The 16,523-nt window shown below is 51.7% G+C and carries 15 protein-coding genes and 1 tRNA gene; 9 read left to right on the top strand and 7 right to left on the bottom strand.

Annotated elements, in window-relative coordinates; translation table 11 throughout:
- Positions 1–2 precede the first annotated feature (2 nt).
- The gene (locus tag ACEVG1_RS12445; protein WP_374744003.1) at positions 3–491 is read left to right on the top strand and encodes a hypothetical protein; all 489 of its coding nucleotides are present in this window, start codon (positions 3–5) and stop codon (positions 489–491) included.
- Between the two features lie 22 nt (positions 492–513).
- Here ACEVG1_RS12445 and ACEVG1_RS12440 read toward each other — a convergent pair whose 3' ends face one another.
- A complete protein-coding gene (locus ACEVG1_RS12440; RefSeq protein ID WP_374744002.1) occupies positions 514–1,917 on the bottom strand; it encodes a sialate O-acetylesterase in 1,404 nt (467 codons plus the stop codon).
- A 95-nt stretch (positions 1,918–2,012) separates the two neighbouring features.
- Here ACEVG1_RS12440 and ACEVG1_RS12435 point away from each other — a divergent pair, with 95 nt between their 5' ends.
- The 4 genes from ACEVG1_RS12435 to ACEVG1_RS12420 all read left to right on the top strand — a co-directional run bounded on the left by ACEVG1_RS12435 (position 2,013) and on the right by ACEVG1_RS12420 (position 6,427).
- Positions 2,013–3,377, top strand: coding sequence for an exonuclease domain-containing protein (locus tag ACEVG1_RS12435; RefSeq protein WP_374744001.1), 1,365 nt, complete (start codon positions 2,013–2,015; stop codon positions 3,375–3,377).
- Positions 3,378–3,411: 34 nt separating this feature from the next.
- Positions 3,412–4,860: a glycoside hydrolase family 76 protein gene (locus ACEVG1_RS12430; protein ID WP_374744000.1), complete on the top strand. Its 1,449-nt coding sequence runs from the start codon at positions 3,412–3,414 to the stop codon at positions 4,858–4,860.
- Positions 4,861–5,047: 187 nt separating this feature from the next.
- Positions 5,048–6,007 (top strand): TolB family protein, encoded by a 960-nt coding sequence (locus tag ACEVG1_RS12425; protein WP_374743999.1) that lies wholly within the window; start codon positions 5,048–5,050, stop codon positions 6,005–6,007.
- A gap of 66 nt (positions 6,008–6,073) precedes the next feature.
- Positions 6,074–6,427, top strand: coding sequence for a DUF4180 domain-containing protein (locus tag ACEVG1_RS12420; RefSeq protein ID WP_374743998.1), 354 nt, complete (start codon positions 6,074–6,076; stop codon positions 6,425–6,427).
- Between the two features lie 125 nt (positions 6,428–6,552).
- Here ACEVG1_RS12420 and ACEVG1_RS12415 read toward each other — a convergent pair whose 3' ends face one another.
- The gene (locus ACEVG1_RS12415; protein WP_374743997.1) at positions 6,553–7,272 is read right to left on the bottom strand and encodes a TlpA family protein disulfide reductase; all 720 of its coding nucleotides are present in this window, start codon (positions 7,270–7,272) and stop codon (positions 6,553–6,555) included.
- A gap of 173 nt (positions 7,273–7,445) precedes the next feature.
- On the opposite strand from ACEVG1_RS12415, the gene ACEVG1_RS12410 reads away from it, so the two are divergent.
- Both ACEVG1_RS12410 and ACEVG1_RS12405 read left to right on the top strand, forming a co-directional pair.
- Complete coding sequence (locus tag ACEVG1_RS12410; RefSeq protein ID WP_374743996.1) at positions 7,446–8,087, top strand: O-methyltransferase; 642 nt, start codon at positions 7,446–7,448, stop codon at positions 8,085–8,087.
- Positions 8,088–8,109: 22 nt separating this feature from the next.
- Complete coding sequence (locus ACEVG1_RS12405; RefSeq protein WP_374743995.1) at positions 8,110–8,955, top strand: CPBP family intramembrane glutamic endopeptidase; 846 nt, start codon at positions 8,110–8,112, stop codon at positions 8,953–8,955.
- Positions 8,956–8,972: 17 nt separating this feature from the next.
- On the opposite strand, the gene ACEVG1_RS12400 is transcribed toward ACEVG1_RS12405, so the two are convergent.
- Together ACEVG1_RS12400 and ACEVG1_RS12395 are read right to left on the bottom strand one after the other, a co-directional pair.
- Positions 8,973–10,196 carry a hypothetical protein gene (locus tag ACEVG1_RS12400; RefSeq protein WP_374743994.1) on the bottom strand — a complete coding sequence of 408 codons (1,224 nt, stop codon included), beginning with the start codon at positions 10,194–10,196 and terminating at the stop codon, positions 8,973–8,975.
- Entirely contained in the window at positions 10,189–10,809 is a 621-nt protein-coding gene (locus ACEVG1_RS12395; RefSeq protein ID WP_374743993.1) for an RNA polymerase sigma factor, read from the bottom strand. The genes ACEVG1_RS12400 and ACEVG1_RS12395 overlap by 8 nt, the downstream gene beginning before the upstream one ends.
- Positions 10,810–10,948: 139 nt before the next feature.
- Between ACEVG1_RS12395 and ACEVG1_RS12390 the strand changes: the two genes are divergently transcribed.
- Entirely contained in the window at positions 10,949–11,941 is a 993-nt protein-coding gene (locus tag ACEVG1_RS12390) for a glycosyltransferase (protein WP_374743992.1), read from the top strand.
- Between the two features lie 616 nt (positions 11,942–12,557).
- On the opposite strand, the gene ACEVG1_RS12385 is transcribed toward ACEVG1_RS12390, so the two are convergent.
- Positions 12,558–13,733 (bottom strand): damage-control phosphatase ARMT1 family protein, encoded by a 1,176-nt coding sequence (locus ACEVG1_RS12385; protein WP_374743991.1) that lies wholly within the window; start codon positions 13,731–13,733, stop codon positions 12,558–12,560.
- Between the two features lie 122 nt (positions 13,734–13,855).
- Between ACEVG1_RS12385 and ACEVG1_RS12380 the strand changes: the two genes are divergently transcribed.
- Positions 13,856–14,407, top strand: a complete 552-nt coding sequence (locus ACEVG1_RS12380) for a dihydrofolate reductase family protein (protein ID WP_374743990.1) — start codon at positions 13,856–13,858, stop codon at positions 14,405–14,407.
- Between the two features lie 45 nt (positions 14,408–14,452).
- Here ACEVG1_RS12380 and ACEVG1_RS12375 read toward each other — a convergent pair.
- A tRNA-His gene (locus ACEVG1_RS12375) sits at positions 14,453–14,526 on the bottom strand.
- A gap of 64 nt (positions 14,527–14,590) precedes the next feature.
- Entirely contained in the window at positions 14,591–16,483 is a 1,893-nt protein-coding gene (htpG, locus tag ACEVG1_RS12370) for a molecular chaperone HtpG (RefSeq protein ID WP_374743989.1), read from the bottom strand.
- Positions 16,484–16,523: the final 40 nt, after the last annotated feature.

Here is a 16,523-nt window from a genome sequence, read left to right as displayed (position 1 = left end):
CTATGAAGGGTTTATCTACCGTCATTGCCCTACAGGCACTCCTCTCCACCATCTCGGGCGTATTGCTATCGCAGATGTCGTTCGTGGGCAAGGTGGGGATTTCGATTATGTATAGTGAATACGGTGTGTTCAAAATCTGGTGGAAAACTGCCTTGCTGCTGTTTGTCGTCCAATTAGCCCTACTGGTGGTGCTTTGGCTGGTCAAAAAGCTGCTAGGCCGCCGGCTAGCATTTGCAACGTTCCTGCTTTTTCTGCTTTTCGCGTTGGTAGGCGCCTATTTCACCTACCTCGATTTCACCACCACCTCGCACCGGCTGATGAAAGCGAATTTCCATGCGGGGGTCTACCTCTTTTGGGCCACGTGGCTGCTTGTCTGCCTTTATTTCATGATTGTACCACATAAGAGGCAGCGACGCACCGAGCCCATGGCCAACGCGTCGGACGATAACACCGCCGCAGCATCGGCCGGCGAGGCCGATGCTGCGGGATAAGCTTAACGGACCGATATACACATTAAAAACTCCAATCGTCTGTTCGGAAAGGTGCTACGGGTAGCCCGTTTTTGTTAAACAGGTTGGGCATGGCCGTTTCGGTAAATCCGAAACGTACCGCTACCGGATCATTCACTTCGGGCGATGACACGATAAGTTCATTCCCTTTGATAAGGGCCTTTGCCTCGTGGAAGACCCGGTCTTTCCCGGCGATATAGAGGTCTGTAATATGATCGCCCTTCACTTGCAGTCCGTTTTCAAGGTATTCAAAAGAGATCGTGATCGATTTGCCCTGTGTCCGGTGCCCTTTGTAGAGCGGTGAGCGGTAATCCTTGTCTTTACCAACACCATAATATTCGTTCAATGCAATGGCGGCTAGCCGATTGGCCACTTCCAGCTTTTGCTTGGGGTGGATATCTTTTATGTTATCCACCAGGTCACTTACCACGACCATCCCGGTACGGGGCAGGGTTTTCGCCGTCATTTCCTGTTGTTCGCGGAGCAGCGCGGCCAAAGGCAACTCATTGCCATAGGCAAACGGTGCAATCTGAACGAAATAGAAAGGCAGCTCGGCATTCCAGGCCATCCGCCACGATGTCACCATCGCGCGCATCAGTTTATCATAGCCCACCCATGTACCCACGTTGCTTTCTCCTTGGTACCAATAGAAACCCGATAACACAAATGGCGTGAGGGGCCGGATCATACTATTCCAGAGTACTCCCGCGTCCTTTGGGCGGTAGGGGGCATCCCCCTGCATCGCTCCCAATCGGCGCAACTCGGGGTCGTTTTCAATGATGTATGCAGGCGTCCACACCTCCGCAGGGGTACCTCCCCATGAGGCATTGATAATGCCGATGGGTACGTCAAGTTCGGCACGTAGCCTTTTGGCAATGAAATACCCGATGCCCGAAAAGGGTTTCAACGATTCCGCACTCAATGCCTGCCAGCTATTCGTAATGTCGTCTTGCGGATAGTCAGCTGCCGTGCGGCTTACCTGCAGCAGGCGTATCTGGCTATCCTTCGCGTGCGGCAGCTCGTCGAGTATTTCCTGTAATTGCTGGTTGCCGCCCCACTCCATATTTGATTGCCCCGAGCAGAGCCACACATCACCCAGCAGGATGTTATGCAACGTGATTTTACTTCCTGCCGATAGGATTTCCAGTTCATATGGGCCACCGGCCTGCGTGGTTGGCACCTGTGCTAGCCAGCGCCCGCCCGCGTCCACCTTCGTCTTCACGGTATCGCTTAGCCACGATGCGATGATAGCTACTTCCGTGCTCGCATAGCCCCATCCCCAGATATTGGCGTTGGCATTCCGTTGCAACACCATGTTGTCTGACAATACATGGGGTATTCGCAGTTGACCGAAACAAGTGAGTTGGAGTGCCACAGCAAGGCACGTCAGTATAAACGTTCTTTTCATGTTTTGTATTTTTCTAATCGGAGGGCAAATTAAAAAAAATAGGCCGGAAAAATATATCGGCAGCAAACAACTAACTATTTTAGTACATTTGCCTTATGAAGCAGTCTTGCGCACCTTCCCAATACGCCATCGTAGATATTGAAACCACGGGCGGTTATGCGGCGGGCAGTGGCATCACCGAGGTTGCCATCCTCATCCACGATGGCCAGCGGGTTGTTGACCGCTACACCACGCTGGTAAACCCGCACCGCCCCATACCGTTATCGATACAGGCGATGACCGGCATCACGGATGAACTCGTAGCCGATAGCCCTGCGTTCGACAAGCTGGCACCGCGTATCCACAGGTTGCTCGCAGACCGCATATTTGTGGCACACAACGTAAATTTCGACTATTCGTTTGTGAAATACCACCTCGCCGCGGCGGGTTACCACCTCGATGTGCCCAGGCTCTGCACGGTCCGGATGAGCCGTAAGCTCCGTCCGGGCCTTCCCTCTTATAGTTTAGGCAGGTTATGTGATGCATTGGGCATACCCATCACCAACCGCCACCGCGCGGGGGGCGATGCCGAAGCGACCGCCCTCTTGTTTGGCAGTTTAGTGCAGTGGGATACCGAAGGTGTGATCGCCGAGATGCTGAAAAAAACCTCCAAGCACCAGCAGCTGCCGCCCAACCTGCCGAAGGAACAGTTCGATGCCTTGCCCCACGGGGCGGGGGTGTATTATTTCCGTGATAAGGGAGGCAAAGTGATCTACGTGGGCAAGGCACGCAACATATACAAGCGGATATCGCAGCACTTCACAGGGCATACACCGCAACCGCAACGCCAACATTTCCTACGCCACATCCACGCCGTTACCTATGAGCGCTGTGGCACGGAGCTTATGGCACTATTGCTGGAGGCGGCCGAAATCCAACGGTTGTGGCCTGCCTACAACCGCGCACTGAAGCGCTTCGAACCCAAATACGCACTCTATGCATACGAAGACTATGGCGGCTACCTGCGGCTCGCCGTGGGAAAGCACGGCAAGCACCATAACCATGTGCATGTTTTCCACCGGCATATCGACGCATACAACCTACTGCTCCGCCTTGTCCGCGAATTTGATTTACATCCCGCGCTTTGCGGCATTGGCAAACCCAGTGTGCCACCACCGCCGGAAGTCCATAACCCGCGGGTACAACGTGCACTCAATGGCCTCTCCCGGCAACTTCCCTCCTTTGCCATCTTCGATAAGGGGCGGGACAGCCATGAGGCCAGCTGTGTCTGGGTAGAGCAAGGCAAATTATACGGTATGGGGTACGTAAGCGAACATGCTGACATGCCCTCGCCCGAGGCGGTCAAAGAGATACTGACCCGGTATCCCAGCAATCATTATATGATGCAGCTTATCTACAGCTATGCCGAAAAGCACCCTGCCACGGTGTGGAAACCGGGACAACCTGTCTCTATCACCTAGCTATGCAATAATTGTGTAAGTTTGCCCGCATATTATGAATATATTCCTTACATCGATTTGCTCGCTGATACTGACCGCGGGCCCCGCTGTGCCCCACCCATTCGCGGTGGGCGGCGATGAGCACTTTCCAGATAACGGTACCAGACGCACCATCGTCTCCGATCTCGCTGAGCGGAACCTGCTGCGTGCCCTGGAACTCGCCGATAGCGCTTTTACCCGTTATTTTACCGGCGATGGCAGGGCGATGGCCCGGTTTTACAACCCATTTACCGGTGCGCGCTCGGAAGAGAAAGGAAGCGTGTGGATGTATACTGCCGCCATAGAGGCGACAAATGCCATCCTGCATGCACTCCAAGCACACGATGCACATGGCAGTCCCCACCTTTACAACAGGGAAGCCAAACGTTACCGCGACCGGCTCGCACAGCTTTACGATAACCTAGCCTATTACCGCGGCACGTTTGAGCTTACTTCGTTTACACAAACCCGTGAGTGGTCGGTTTACGGTGTGCACCGTTCCGCCACGAAGGGTAGTGCAAAGGTTGCAGGCATAGAGAATGTTTATGACGACCAGCAATGGCTGGTTCGGGAACTTCTACATTCCTATAAACTTACCGGCGAACCGCGGTACCTTGAAGAGGCTGAATATCTTACCGAATACGTGCTAGACGGATGGGACAGCACGCTCGACGCGTCTGGTGAAGAACACGGCGGTATCCCATGGGGGCCGGGGTATACCACCAAACACGCGTGCAGCAATGGTCCGTTCATCAGCCCCTTGGTATGGCTATATGAGCAATATGCAGGAAGCGACGAAGAAACCACCCATCGATACATCGCGCCCGATGGCAGTCGAAAAAGTACCGTGGTGAAGAAAAGTGACTATTACCTCCAATTTGCCGAGTCGGTTTACGCCTGGCAGAAAAAGCACCTTCTGCGAGTGGATGGCGTATACGACGATTTTCTAGGGGGGTGTCGCGATTGCAGTGTGAAGTATGAAGAGGTAAACGGTGGGCGCTACCGGGCCCATACGCCGCTCCCTCGCCAAGTAGCTCCCCCATATTCCTATAATACGGGTTCCCCGCTGTCCGGTGCGGTAGATCTGTACCGCGTTACGGGTAACCCGCAGTACCTCGACGATGTTAGGCAGCTTTCGGACGACAGCTTCCGTTACTTCGCGAAAAAAAGCAAACAACATTCTGGTTATTATGAGTTTGCAACCAACGGATTCAACAACTGGTTTAATGGAGTACTCATGCGTGCGTACGTGGAAGCCTATCCTATGTACAGCGACGTAGACCGATATATCCAGCCGTTCCAACAGAACCTCGATCACGGCTATACCCAATTCCGGCGTGACGGCATCCTCCCACCCGACCTGCTCAACGGGTGGGGCGATGATGGCGACGTAGAAGGCATGTTTGCCTTTACATTCGCTGCGGAGTATGCGCTCCTTTCGGAGTATGCATTGGAAAAGGAGTAACCTCTTGATCGGCGGTTGAGGGCGTCGTCTGCAACGGTCAATGGCTTTTCAATTTTCGCATGGTTTTGTTCTAGTGACTCTGCAGAGGCTAACTTACTTGAATTTCCCCGACAACCATAAATCCTTGTTTTCGTGGATTGTTCGTTGCTTAGTTTCCGGCTATTTTTATACAGAAAAACAAGAACACATGAAATCAGCTATTGTAATTCCTCGCATTGCGATCTTAGTAGCCCTATTTACGTTCTCCTGTTCAAAAGACGACGGTATACCCAACGATGGAAACGGCAGAACGGGGTTAAAAGGGAAACTGCTTTACACCTTCGTGGGGACAGTCAGCGAGCTCGATCTTGGCACCAATGAGGCGCGGCTTTTTTTCACCTATAATACCTATGGTTTCGGCAATTGGCACATGGGTTGGGACAACCGGTATCGGTTGGTCAGCGAGCGCGAACCCGGCGAATACTACACTACCAAATTTGCGTTGGTCAGCAATACCGACGGCACCGTTGCCGAAGAATATGACTACATCGCACCTTCCGGTAGGGGGACCGGCTTTGGCGGCCAGCTTTCGCCTGACAATACGATGGCCCTTATTGCGCCAAGCTTGGATGACGGTATCGTGATTACGGACTTAGACGGTAACCATTTGCACCATCTTGAAGGTATCCATGTGGGCGGCACCGACATTGCACTTGGACTGGGCGATGAGGTATTATGGTTGCCAGACAACAGCATCCTGTTTACCCTGGATGACCGGTATATCCTTAAATCACCGCCGCCATATACGCAAATCTCGCTGGTACGCGAAATGCCCTATACCCAGTGGGGTAATCTCAGCGTGAACCACGACGGCACCCAATTGGCCATGCAGATCGATCTTCACATCTATGTGATGGATCTCCATGGCGGTGCTCCCATTCAGGTCACCACGAGCAAAGGCACAGAGCTATCGGCAACATTTTCGCCAGATGGCAAGCACCTGGTTGTGGGGAAGAAACACGGTGATATCTCTTACGCTAATCTCGCGATCGTACCCAACGACGGGAAAGTCTATGATATGGATAATGATGCTGCGGTTACCGTGGTCCAGCCCAACGGCGATAACATACCGGCTGCCGTGAATGGTCGGTATTTTTGGGTGCCCTAACCGAATGCCGTCACGAGTGGCTTATTCCATCGTACTTCATTCGACCAAAAGCGCTATCTTTGCGACATGGAATTTCGCGCGATAGGTGATACCGGGATTGTGGAAGTCGTTGCAGCGCATGTTATCGTCAACGATGCCGAAGATGGCCTCGATCTGGTCGGAAATGTTTATTACCAAGGGTTTGAAAAGGTCATCCTCCACAAGGAAAACATTTTAGTTGATTTTTTTGATCTAAAGACGGGCCTGGCTGGCGAAATTCTACAGAAGTTTTCTAACTACCGGGTACGATTAGCCATCGTAGGTGATTTCAGCGGCCATGCCAGCAAGAGCCTGCAAGATTTCATCCGGGAAAGCAACAGCGGAAAATTGGTCAACTTTCTCTCTTCCAGAGAAGAAGCTATCGATCGGTTGTCAATCTAGTGTATGTGTCCGGTATAATTGAAGACTTCACTTTGTTGATGCCGATCAGGCCGGCGTGGTCATTGAATTCGACCCGGCAAAAGATGTGCTTATCCTGAAGCAAAACGGCGACGAGTGATGCCCAATCAACGGCTAAGCGTTCGATCAATTTTCGTTACCGATCCCCAGAACACGATGTCCCCCTTTGGGTCTAATACCATCGCAGTCGGAAACCCGCCAGGGCCGAATTTTTTATACAGCTCATCGATTGTCGGCCCCGTGAGGTTTTCAATTGCGATATCGTGTCTCGCCAGATAAGCTAAATCTGACCCCACCGTATCACTCGGCAAAGGAATATTCACCATGTAAAAATCAATGTCTTCTTCGTCCCCAAATCGCACAAATTTCTCTTTGAGTGCCGGCAGGTACCTTGGAGTATATACACATTGGGTATTCCAGAGGAAGAACACCGTTGTCTTTCCTGCAAAATCATCGTTATCTAAAGCAACGGAATCTTTGAAAAAGGTAAAGTCCGGGCATTCCCGTATCGTCTCACCGTTACTGAACGTTCCGTAAATCATGAAATCTTGCCAGATATCCGAAAAGCGAACATACACCCAAAAGCCGATAAGCAGCGGCATGGCTACGATGATTAGTCTGGCCAGCGTGCGCGTCGATATCGTTAACAAATAGCCGAGGAGTACGCCGATGACCGGAGCGAAAATCAGTCCGGGTGCATAAATAATAATCGGTTGGAAAAAAGCAAGTATCGAAAGTGCGACAAACGGCGTTAAAAGTAAAAACGTATGGGTAATTCTTTCTTTTGAATCCACGGCTCGCCGAAGCAGCCCATAGGTCAACAACATAAAAGCAATCAAAGCGATGACGATATTGATGTGGAAATTATAAAAGCTTCGGATTAAAAAAATACTCGACGTGCATAGGATTAACGTACCGAACGAGAACAACGGGGTTTTCCAATATTTTTTAATAGTTTTCATCATCATCAGCCTTTGTAATAGTTAGTGTTTCAATAAAGATGCAAGCGGATGCTTATTTCCATAAAGCGGCGAATGTAGAAATCAGTATATTTGGCGGTATGACGCACACCGAAATAGCCCAGCCTTTCCCGCCCGCATACCATGCCATTGCCGAAGAGACGGAGCGTCTTGGTTTCACCATGCCCTCCGATGTACAGACGTGTGCCTTGTTGCGCACGCTTGCAGCGAGTAAACCCGGAGGTGCATTCCTTGAGCTAGGCACCGGAAGTGGGCTTGCCACTGCCTGGTTACTGGATGGCATGGGTGCGCATGCTTCGTTGGTGTCGTTTGACCACGACGAAGCATTGTTGGCAATCGCCCGCAACTATTTGGGCGGTGACCACCGGTTATCGCTGGTCCTGGCCGATGGCGCCGATTGGGTGTCTGCGAATAAAGAGCAATCGTTCGACTTCATCTTTGTCGATACCTGGCATGGCAAATACCTCCTCTTGGATGAGGTGCTGGGGATGCTTAGACCGGGTGGGCTGTACATCGTAGACGATATGCTGCCCCAACCGAATTGGCCGGAAGGACATCAGGAAAAAGCCCACGCCTTCATCCAACAGCTAGAAAGCCGGGCTGACCTGTGGGTTATTAAACAGCATTGGGCTACCGGTATCATCATCGGGGTTAAAAGGTAAACGTCCGCTTATTTGTTTCTGCATGTTCCGACAACTCTTCAATGACTTCCGGCTATTCGTACGCGATCCGCAGCAAATCGTTGATGGGCCCCAGGACCGGCCATTCCGAACGTGGCTGACGGTGTTGATAGCCGATCTCGCCATTACGACGGTCGTTATCATTCCACTCATTTTCCTTATTGACGAACACGTACTTCATTTGAGGCCGGACCCTGAAATCACCAGGCCGATGACATTCTGGTTAATGGTAACGCTTTTTGTCGGGGTTGCGCCGGTGATGGAAGAACTGTTTTTCCGCTATCCGTTGAAATTCGCCCGCAACCGTATCCTAAAGGTGGCTGTGTATATTTCGAGTGTGGTATTCGGCTTATACCATCTGCCTAATTATGCTAACCAAGAGGTATTGTTTTACGCGCTTGCACCGATTATCGTCGGTTCGCAGCTCCTTGGCGGATTCCTACTCGCCTATCTCCGGTTGAAATACGGTCTCCGCTGGGCCATCCTTCTGCATGCCGTATTCAATGCGCTGTTCACCATCCCATCGGCGCTTCTATTCCATGGAAAGACCGTTATCGACTACCAATCTTCCGACTATTCCCTCGTTGTTACCGAATACGCATATTTGGAGCGGCCGGAACGCATGCGGATTTCCCGCAAAGATAATGGGATTGACACGCTCATTGTTCGGCAAACGGGCTTGCAGGTCGTACTAGATTCCATCGGCAATCCCAATACCCACTACATAGAAAACGTGTTGGTCGACATTGATTTCAAAGCTGCCGCCCCTATCCCGCTAGACAGTCTGATCGATCGCCTCGGACAGGAATACCGGATTACTCCACAGGTAACTGAGACGCCCGGTCATTGATGCATCGCAACTAGAAATCACCGCAAATACCACCTAACAGACACCCCGCCATGCAACCAGCGGTACTCATCGCTACGCAGCCGGCCCAATGGGATGGCTACGTAGGGTGCCAGCACGGGGTTGCGGCGCTTCAGGATCGGCGGGTGGTATTGACCGGAAAGCTGGATGAATCCGATGTAGGTATTTCCCAAATACACCGAATCAACCCGTTGCATACGTGTCCGCTCCTCGATTAACCGCCCGCCGGTCGATTCGGCAGACGCCGCGCCATCATTTACCCAACGGTACCGTAGTAGGATGTCGGTGTGCCGGCCATGTACCACGCGGAATGGAAAAAGCCCCGCCGAAACCGTAAAGCTTTCGGAAATTGCATAGCTCAGTGCCACCGGAAGCGCCACCATCCCCACCGCATTCCTCATGCCAACCCGTTGCAGGCTAACCGTATCTGCTGGGTCCGCTTCCATATCCTGTCCTACCTTTACCTTCATGTAGCTCGTTCCTACTTCCAGCGATAGCCGATTGGATAAGGGAAGCTGTGCGGAAACACCGCCGCCTAGTGAAAAGCCCTTATTGGTAAACGCAGGCGTTATATTGGCGCCCACCCTTATTCCGCTAATTACGGGCCAGTTAGCCGTCAATCCATCCATTTCGGGAAGGTCAATGCGACGCTGCGGGCTGGACTGCTGGCGTAATCGACCCGGGTTTTGGTCCCGCACCGTTGAAAGGCCAGCCGTTTGGAGACGCGCCTTCAACTCAATGCGCTGGATGCGCGCAGCACGTTGTTTTTGGTGCCGTTGCGTCGCCATATGACGACCAACCGTTTCTTTTGCTTTCGTCCTATTTACCGCGTCATCGTTTACCCCGTTTACAGATAGAGGGCTAACTTCGCTTTGTTCGTATCTGCCTACTGGCTGTACTAATGAATCCGCGGCTAGCGAGTCAGGTTGCCCCTGTTCCTTCTCCTTTGGGCCTTCCCGCTGTTGCGGCACCTCGGTTGGCACATGCTTGCGGTGATCTTCCACCAGGTTTAGCAAGGGTAGTATCCGTACCGATGCATACACCATGAGAAAGAGCGACGCTGCGATGCCGGCTAATTTCACGAACAGCGGAACCGGCTTACGGCACTTTTTTTTCCGTCGTTGCTGGAAATGCTCCCATTCGGAGCGGTCGTACCGCTCCTCGAAATTCCGTAGGGAATCCCGTACGCCGTCAATCAATTCTTTCTTCGGTCGCTTATCCATCGTGCCGCCCTCCAACATATTTGATGTACAATGCCCGCAGCCCCTGTTTCGCCTTGGTCAAATAAACCCGGCTGGAGCTGGGAGGAATGCCCATCAGTTGTGCGATTTCTTCGTGTGCGTACCCTTCCAGCTCGTAGAGGTTGAAGACAATCCGGTGTAGGTCTGGCAGTCCCTGCAGCAACTGCAGGATGTCTTCCACGTCCAATGTGCCGTCCATCTCCACCGCCGGATGGTTCTCCAGGCCATCGATGGTCACCGTATCGGGCAGCGTACGTTGCGTACGCAACCGATCGATGGCCGTATTGACGGTAATGCGGACCAGCCACGCCTCCAATACCGCCCGCTTGTCGTCGCCCGCACCGTCAAACGTCGCCAGTTTACCGAACGCTTTGACAAAACTATCATTCACCACTTCCCGTGCCGTCTCCCTTACCGGGATATACCTGCGGGCCACCCCCATCAGCTTCCCCCAATAGCGGCTATAAAGCCGTTCCTCCATCTCCGCCGTAAGGCGTATCCTACCCTCGAAAATATCAGCTAAAAAATCGTCGTCTTTCTCGTCCACGTAAAGCAGGTGTCCTAATCGTGTATGTCCAAAGTTTCGTGCCTCCATTAGTAAAGACGAGTGCTTCTTTCAAAACGCTAATAAAAATACCCCAAATTTTTATTTTTTACGATTATCGCTCAAAAAGGGCCAAAACCACTAGCGAATCGGCGACAGCCACCGTCTTGTTTACGGAAAGAAGACATGTATGTACCTATCCGTAATCGTACCCGTATTCAACCGGCCCACCGAAGTATCGGACCTGTTGGAGAGCCTCACTGGCCAGACCGACTCCACTTTCGAAGTGATCATAGTAGAAGATGGTTCTACCCATCGCTGCGAAGAGGTGGTAACGGGATTCCAATCCAAATTGAATATCCGCTATTTATACAAGGAAAACTCCGGCCCCGGACCGGCGCGGAATGCAGGCAGTGAGGCGGCGGCAGGCGATTATTTGGTTTTCCTCGATTCGGACTGTGTTTTGCCCGAACATTATATCGAAACCGTCAGGCGGGCCCTTGCGTTGGACGATACCGATGCCTTCGGCGGACCTGACCAAGCGCGGGACGATTTCAAGTTGCTGCAACGAGCCATCAACTATTCCATGACCTCCTTCTTTGCCACCGGTGGCATCCGCGGCGGAAGTGAAAAGCTGGATAAATTCCATCCACGAAGCTTCAATATGGGGTATTCGGTATCGGTGTTTGCGCGTACGGGCGGCTTTTCGACGATGCGTTTCGGTGAAGACATCGATATGAGCATCCGGATCATCGGGGCCGGTTTCAAGACACGCCTCATCAAAGAAGCGTATGTATATCATCGGCGGCGCACCAATCTATGGCGGTTTTTCAAGCAGGTGTATAATTCCGGCATCGCGCGGATAAACCTGTATAAGCGGCATCCGCACTCATTGAAAGTGGTGCATCTGGCACCTGCCATATTCACCATCGGTGTGGTGTTGATTTTAGTGCTATCGGTGTTTCTATCCCCCTATTTCCTGTTGTTGTTAATTGCCCACGCTGTTTTTATTTTAGGGGATGCGACCGTACGGAATCAAAGTATACTGATCGGTCCGCTGGCTGTGGTAGCGAGCTACGTGCAATTGCTTGGATACGGCATCGGATTCATCCATGCGCTTTCATCTCGGATTATTTTCAAGAAGGGAGAGTTTGCGATGTTTCAACGATCGTTTTATGATTGATGGCCAAAGGTAGTGCTCCCCTCCGTAGCACAAAACATCGGCTTCCACGTACTAAATCACCGCAGCCACGTACTAACTTGCAGTGTCCACGTACTACGGCGGAGCTTCCATGTACTAACTTGCAGTGTCCGCGTACTACGGCGGGGCTTCCACGTGCTAATGCGGGGCGTCCATGGACTAACTTACAGTGTCCACGTACTACGATGCTGCATCCACGTACTGCGGCGGGGCTTCCACATACTAACTTGTAGCGCCCACGTACTACGATGTTACATCCATGGGCTACGTTCAGGCATCCACGTACTTCGTGGCGGCGCCCATGGACTAACCTTCGGCGTCCATGTATTAAGACACGGTGTTCACGGGCTACGGCACCCTTCCGAGATCCTACGCTACCGCGCCCATGTACTACGTAGCGCCTCCGTAGCCCTACGCCGCCACTTCCACGGGGTAGGCCGCGGCATCCATGTGCGAGGTAAGCGCATCCACGCACTACGCGGCCGCAGCTTAGGGGTAGCCAGGCGGGCCGAGCCCCTACGCTGCCGACAAGAAGTACTACGCAGCCGCCACTTCGTACCACGCAGCCGACCATGCCGGTCGGTAGTATCCCGGGAAGTTAGGTAGATGTGTTGCCCATGATAAGCCCATACTTTCCATTGATAAGCCAGTCTTTATCAGCGTGGGTAAGGCTCCGTAGCTTATCCTCGCTTAGCCCCAGGACAATTTCCGACTTGAGCGTACGGATGGAAAAACAAGGGCGGTGCAAGTAATCCAACAGACCATCAATCGGAGTCGTATATGGCCATTCACGGTCTTCAAACAGCCTCCTGTAGTTTGCATCGCCTTTGAAAATCAGCATCGCGTTACTGCTAAAGTGCTGCGTGATTTCCGGGGACAGCTTGGTAAAATGGCACGGGCTGTTCCAGAAAGGATGGTCTAGCAGCCGGAGCCTCCCCCCCGTGCGGTGGTCTTCCAATCGGTCTACGAACTGCGTCAACGGCCCGTGCAAGAAGCTGCGTAAAATTTCCAGGTGGCCCGTCACATCGGGAATGGTTGCATCGGAAACAAATGTGGGATATGCCTTCAAGTGCAGATTGATCCGCGATACCTGCCCCGTCGCCAACAGATAGTCGATCAGAAAAAGATCGGCGAGCAGTTCCAGCCCGGCATTATCGGCAATGAGATCCACTTCTTTGGTAGGCGTGGCGGTGAGCCATCCGTAAAGTGCCGCCGAATCGTCGATGACCAGGTTATTCCGTAGGGCGGGGTCGACCAATGCATCGTTGGTTTCCAACTGGCTCAAATCGGCACTGTTCCCCCACAGGGCAGCGTGCAGTAACGAGATGAAATAGGTCGCATCGAAAACAAGCGATTGCTGCATGTGCTTGCTTGCTGCGGCTTTCACGAAGTCTCGATGTTGTTTGAGGCTATCTACCTTCAGGTAATAGAACGGATCCAGGCCGCTGTCTTTATAATCCACCAAGTGGATAATCCGATAATAGATGTAGGCCTCCGCTTCGAAAAACGGGATATCCATATACCGCTTTCCGGCACGCTCAGTGAGGAAGGTTTGCCAATATAGGCGGTCTTCGGGATAAAACACGTCTTCCCGCGGTGGCACCACGCCTGTCGCGATTTCCTGCGCCAGGTCGTCAAGCCCGGTTTGTTGGCCCGGCGAAAGCGGATTGCCGGCTTTGAGCTGGTTAATGATGAACGGAAAACGAACGTCGAACGTAAATGCTGCAAAATCGCTCGTAGCGGCTGATATGGGGCGTGGTAAATTTGATTCCATTTTCGCAAACCTAGCAAATCTTGTCTGTTTTAACCTAACGTTTGTCTGCTTTAGCCCCTATTCTTGTGAAAACAACTGCCGAACTTAGTACCTGTAAACATCATTAAATTAAACGACACGATATGCGAAAATTAATCATGTGGAACATCATGACCCTCGATGGATACTTCGAGAGCGATAAACCATGGGACTTGTCGTTCCATGAGGTGGTATGGGGTAAGGAGCTCGAGAAATTGAGCATCGAGCAATTGCATGCCGCTGACTGCCTTGTTTTTGGGCGGGTAACGTACGAAGGGATGGCGGCGCATTGGAAAAATGAGACTGGCGAAATTGCGGACATGATGAATAAAATACCCAAGCTGGTTTTCTCCCGGACCTTGACATCGGCCGACTGGAACAACACGACCCTGATCAAGACAGATGCCGCCGCCGAGATTTCCAAACGGAAAACCGAAGGCGATGGGGATATGTATGTGTTTGGCAGTGCAGATCTTTCCGAAACGTTGATCAACCACCACCTGTTTGACGAGTACCGGATTGGTATTGCCCCGGTGTTACTGGGTAGCGGAAAGCCGCTTTTCAAGAAAGGGATGGCTTACGAAAACCTGACCCTTACCGATACCCAGCAACTGGTTAATGGCGGTGTCGTGTTAAGGTATCAACGGCGATCGTAAACACAAAAAAAGCACTCACAAATGCAAGTGCTTTTTTATTAACCGGGTAAGTAATCGGGCTCGAACCGACGACCTCCTGAACCACAATCAGGCGCTCTAACCAACTGAGCTATACCTACCGTGTTATTGGATTGCAAAAGTAGCAATTAAACAACAATCCAACAACAAATTTGAAAAAAACAATCAGCCGATCAGGCTTACACTGCGCTTCACGAAATTCGTCAGCTCATTTCCAGTCAGTAATCCGCGCGACAGCAATGCCAGATCAAAGGCTTGCTTAGCAAGCTGCTGTTGCTCCTCTTCATTTTCCGATGAAAGGACCCGCTTAATCAAGGGGTGGTTACCATTGACGGTCACCTTGTAATTATCGGGCATGGAACCGTAGAAATTCATGCCGCCCCCGGTTTGGGCCATATCTTTCATCCGCCTCATAAATTCGTCGATGGTCACGGTAACCGGTAGCTCCTGCTCATTGAGTGCCTCCACTTCTACTTTCATGTTATCGCGGCTGATGGCTTTCTCGAAAAGGGAGGCCACCGCCTTGCTTTCTTCTTCACTTAGCTGCAACTCCTTGGCATCGTCTTTTTGGATCAACTTGTCAATAATATCGGCATCCACGCGCTTAAGCTGTGTCTTCTCGGCTTTTTGCTCCAGATAGGCCACGAAATGGCTGTCGATCGGCGAATCCATCACCAGCACATCATACCCCCTGTCCTTGGCCGTGGCGATATATCCGTCCTGCTGAGCAGCATCGTTGGTATACAGATACACCACGTTGCCATCTTTGTCTTGCTGGATGTCCTTCACCTTCTCAGCATATTCCTTGAGCGTGTACACATCTCCATCCGTATTTTTCACCAAGCAGAAATCGTTCGCCTTCTCGGCGAACTTGTCGTCGCTCAGCATACCATATTTGACGAAAAGGCTGATGTCTTTCCATTTTTCCTCAAACCCTTTGCGGTCGGTCTTATACAATTCAGCAAGTTTATCGGCCACCTTCTTGGTGATGTGGGCGTTGATTTTCTTCACATTGCTATCGGCCTGCAAGAAGCTTCGCGACACGTTGAGCGGGATATCCGGCGAGTCGATCACCCCGTGCAGCAACATCAAAAACTCAGGCACGATATCCTTCACCTCGTCGGTGATGAACACCTGGCGCGAATAGAGCTTGATTTTATTTTTCTGCACCTCGAAGTTCTCTTTCAGTTTGGGGAAATACAGGATGCCGGTCAGGTTGAACGGATAATCTACATTGAGGTGGATCCAAAACAGGGGCTCATCCATGGAGTATGGGTACAGCTCGCGGTAAAATGCCAGGTAGTCTTCGTCTTTCAGCTCGGAAGGCGATTTCGTCCAGGCCGGATGGGTGTTGTTGATGATGTTGTCTACCTCTACCGATTTGTACTTCGGCTTGCCCTCGTCATCTTCCCCATCGGGCTCGCTGGTGGTACGCGTGCCAAAGCGGATCGGTACGGGCAGGAATTTACCGTACTTTTCCAGAATATCCGCCAACTTGCTCTTCTCAAGGAATTCCTCCGAATCGCTGTTGATGTGCAGGATGATGTCCGTGCCGCGCTCAGTTCGGTTTCCCGTGGAAAGCTCGTACGACGTACTGCCGTCGCAAATCCAACGGGCAGGTTCGGCGCCCTCTTGGTAAGAAAGCGTCTGGATTTCCACTTTCTCCGCCACCATAAATGCGGAATAGAAGCCAAGTCCGAAACGGCCGATGATCTCGTTGGCATCTTTGGCCTCTTTGAACTTCTCAACAAACTCTGTAGCACCCGAAAATGCAATCTGGTTGATGTATTTCTTAACTTCCTCGCCCGTCATCCCGATACCGCGGTCTGAGATGGTGATGGTCTTGGCTTTTTCATCGAAGGCTACGTCGATGGTCACATCGCCCAGTTCTCCTTCGTACTGGCCCAGGGAGGCTAACCTTTTGATTTTCTGGGTGGCATCGACGGCATTGGATACCAACTCGCGGAGGAAAATCTCATTATCGGAATACAGGAATTTCTTGATTACCGGAAAAATATTCTCGGTATGGATGGAGATATTGCCTTTTTCTTTTTTCATCTTATTAAATTTGTCTTTTTTTTCGGTGATGAAGCTGCCA

The organism is Parapedobacter sp. 2B3, from assembly GCF_041925275.1.
GTDB lineage: Bacteria > Bacteroidota > Bacteroidia > Sphingobacteriales > Sphingobacteriaceae > Parapedobacter > Parapedobacter pyrenivorans_A.
Note: the sequence above shows the minus strand (reverse complement) of the source record. Positions and strands in the feature narration are given on the sequence as shown.

Coding starts and splice junctions, on each gene's coding strand:
- ACEVG1_RS12445 (WP_374744003.1), top strand. CDS start 3: ATGAAGGGTTTATCTACCGTCATTGCCCTACAGGCACTCCTCTCCACC.
- ACEVG1_RS12440 (WP_374744002.1), bottom strand. CDS start 1,917: ATGAAAAGAACGTTTATACTGACGTGCCTTGCTGTGGCACTCCAACTC.
- ACEVG1_RS12435 (WP_374744001.1), top strand. CDS start 2,013: ATGAAGCAGTCTTGCGCACCTTCCCAATACGCCATCGTAGATATTGAA.
- ACEVG1_RS12430 (WP_374744000.1), top strand. CDS start 3,412: ATGAATATATTCCTTACATCGATTTGCTCGCTGATACTGACCGCGGGC.
- ACEVG1_RS12425 (WP_374743999.1), top strand. CDS start 5,048: ATGAAATCAGCTATTGTAATTCCTCGCATTGCGATCTTAGTAGCCCTA.
- ACEVG1_RS12420 (WP_374743998.1), top strand. CDS start 6,074: ATGGAATTTCGCGCGATAGGTGATACCGGGATTGTGGAAGTCGTTGCA.
- ACEVG1_RS12415 (WP_374743997.1), bottom strand. CDS start 7,272: ATGTTGTTGACCTATGGGCTGCTTCGGCGAGCCGTGGATTCAAAAGAA.
- ACEVG1_RS12410 (WP_374743996.1), top strand. CDS start 7,446: ATGCAAGCGGATGCTTATTTCCATAAAGCGGCGAATGTAGAAATCAGT.
- ACEVG1_RS12405 (WP_374743995.1), top strand. CDS start 8,110: ATGTTCCGACAACTCTTCAATGACTTCCGGCTATTCGTACGCGATCCG.
- ACEVG1_RS12400 (WP_374743994.1), bottom strand. CDS start 10,196: ATGGATAAGCGACCGAAGAAAGAATTGATTGACGGCGTACGGGATTCC.
- ACEVG1_RS12395 (WP_374743993.1), bottom strand. CDS start 10,809: ATGGAGGCACGAAACTTTGGACATACACGATTAGGACACCTGCTTTAC.
- ACEVG1_RS12390 (WP_374743992.1), top strand. CDS start 10,949: ATGTACCTATCCGTAATCGTACCCGTATTCAACCGGCCCACCGAAGTA.
- ACEVG1_RS12385 (WP_374743991.1), bottom strand. CDS start 13,733: ATGGAATCAAATTTACCACGCCCCATATCAGCCGCTACGAGCGATTTT.
- ACEVG1_RS12380 (WP_374743990.1), top strand. CDS start 13,856: ATGCGAAAATTAATCATGTGGAACATCATGACCCTCGATGGATACTTC.
- htpG (WP_374743989.1), bottom strand. CDS start 16,483: ATGAAAAAAGAAAAAGGCAATATCTCCATCCATACCGAGAATATTTTT.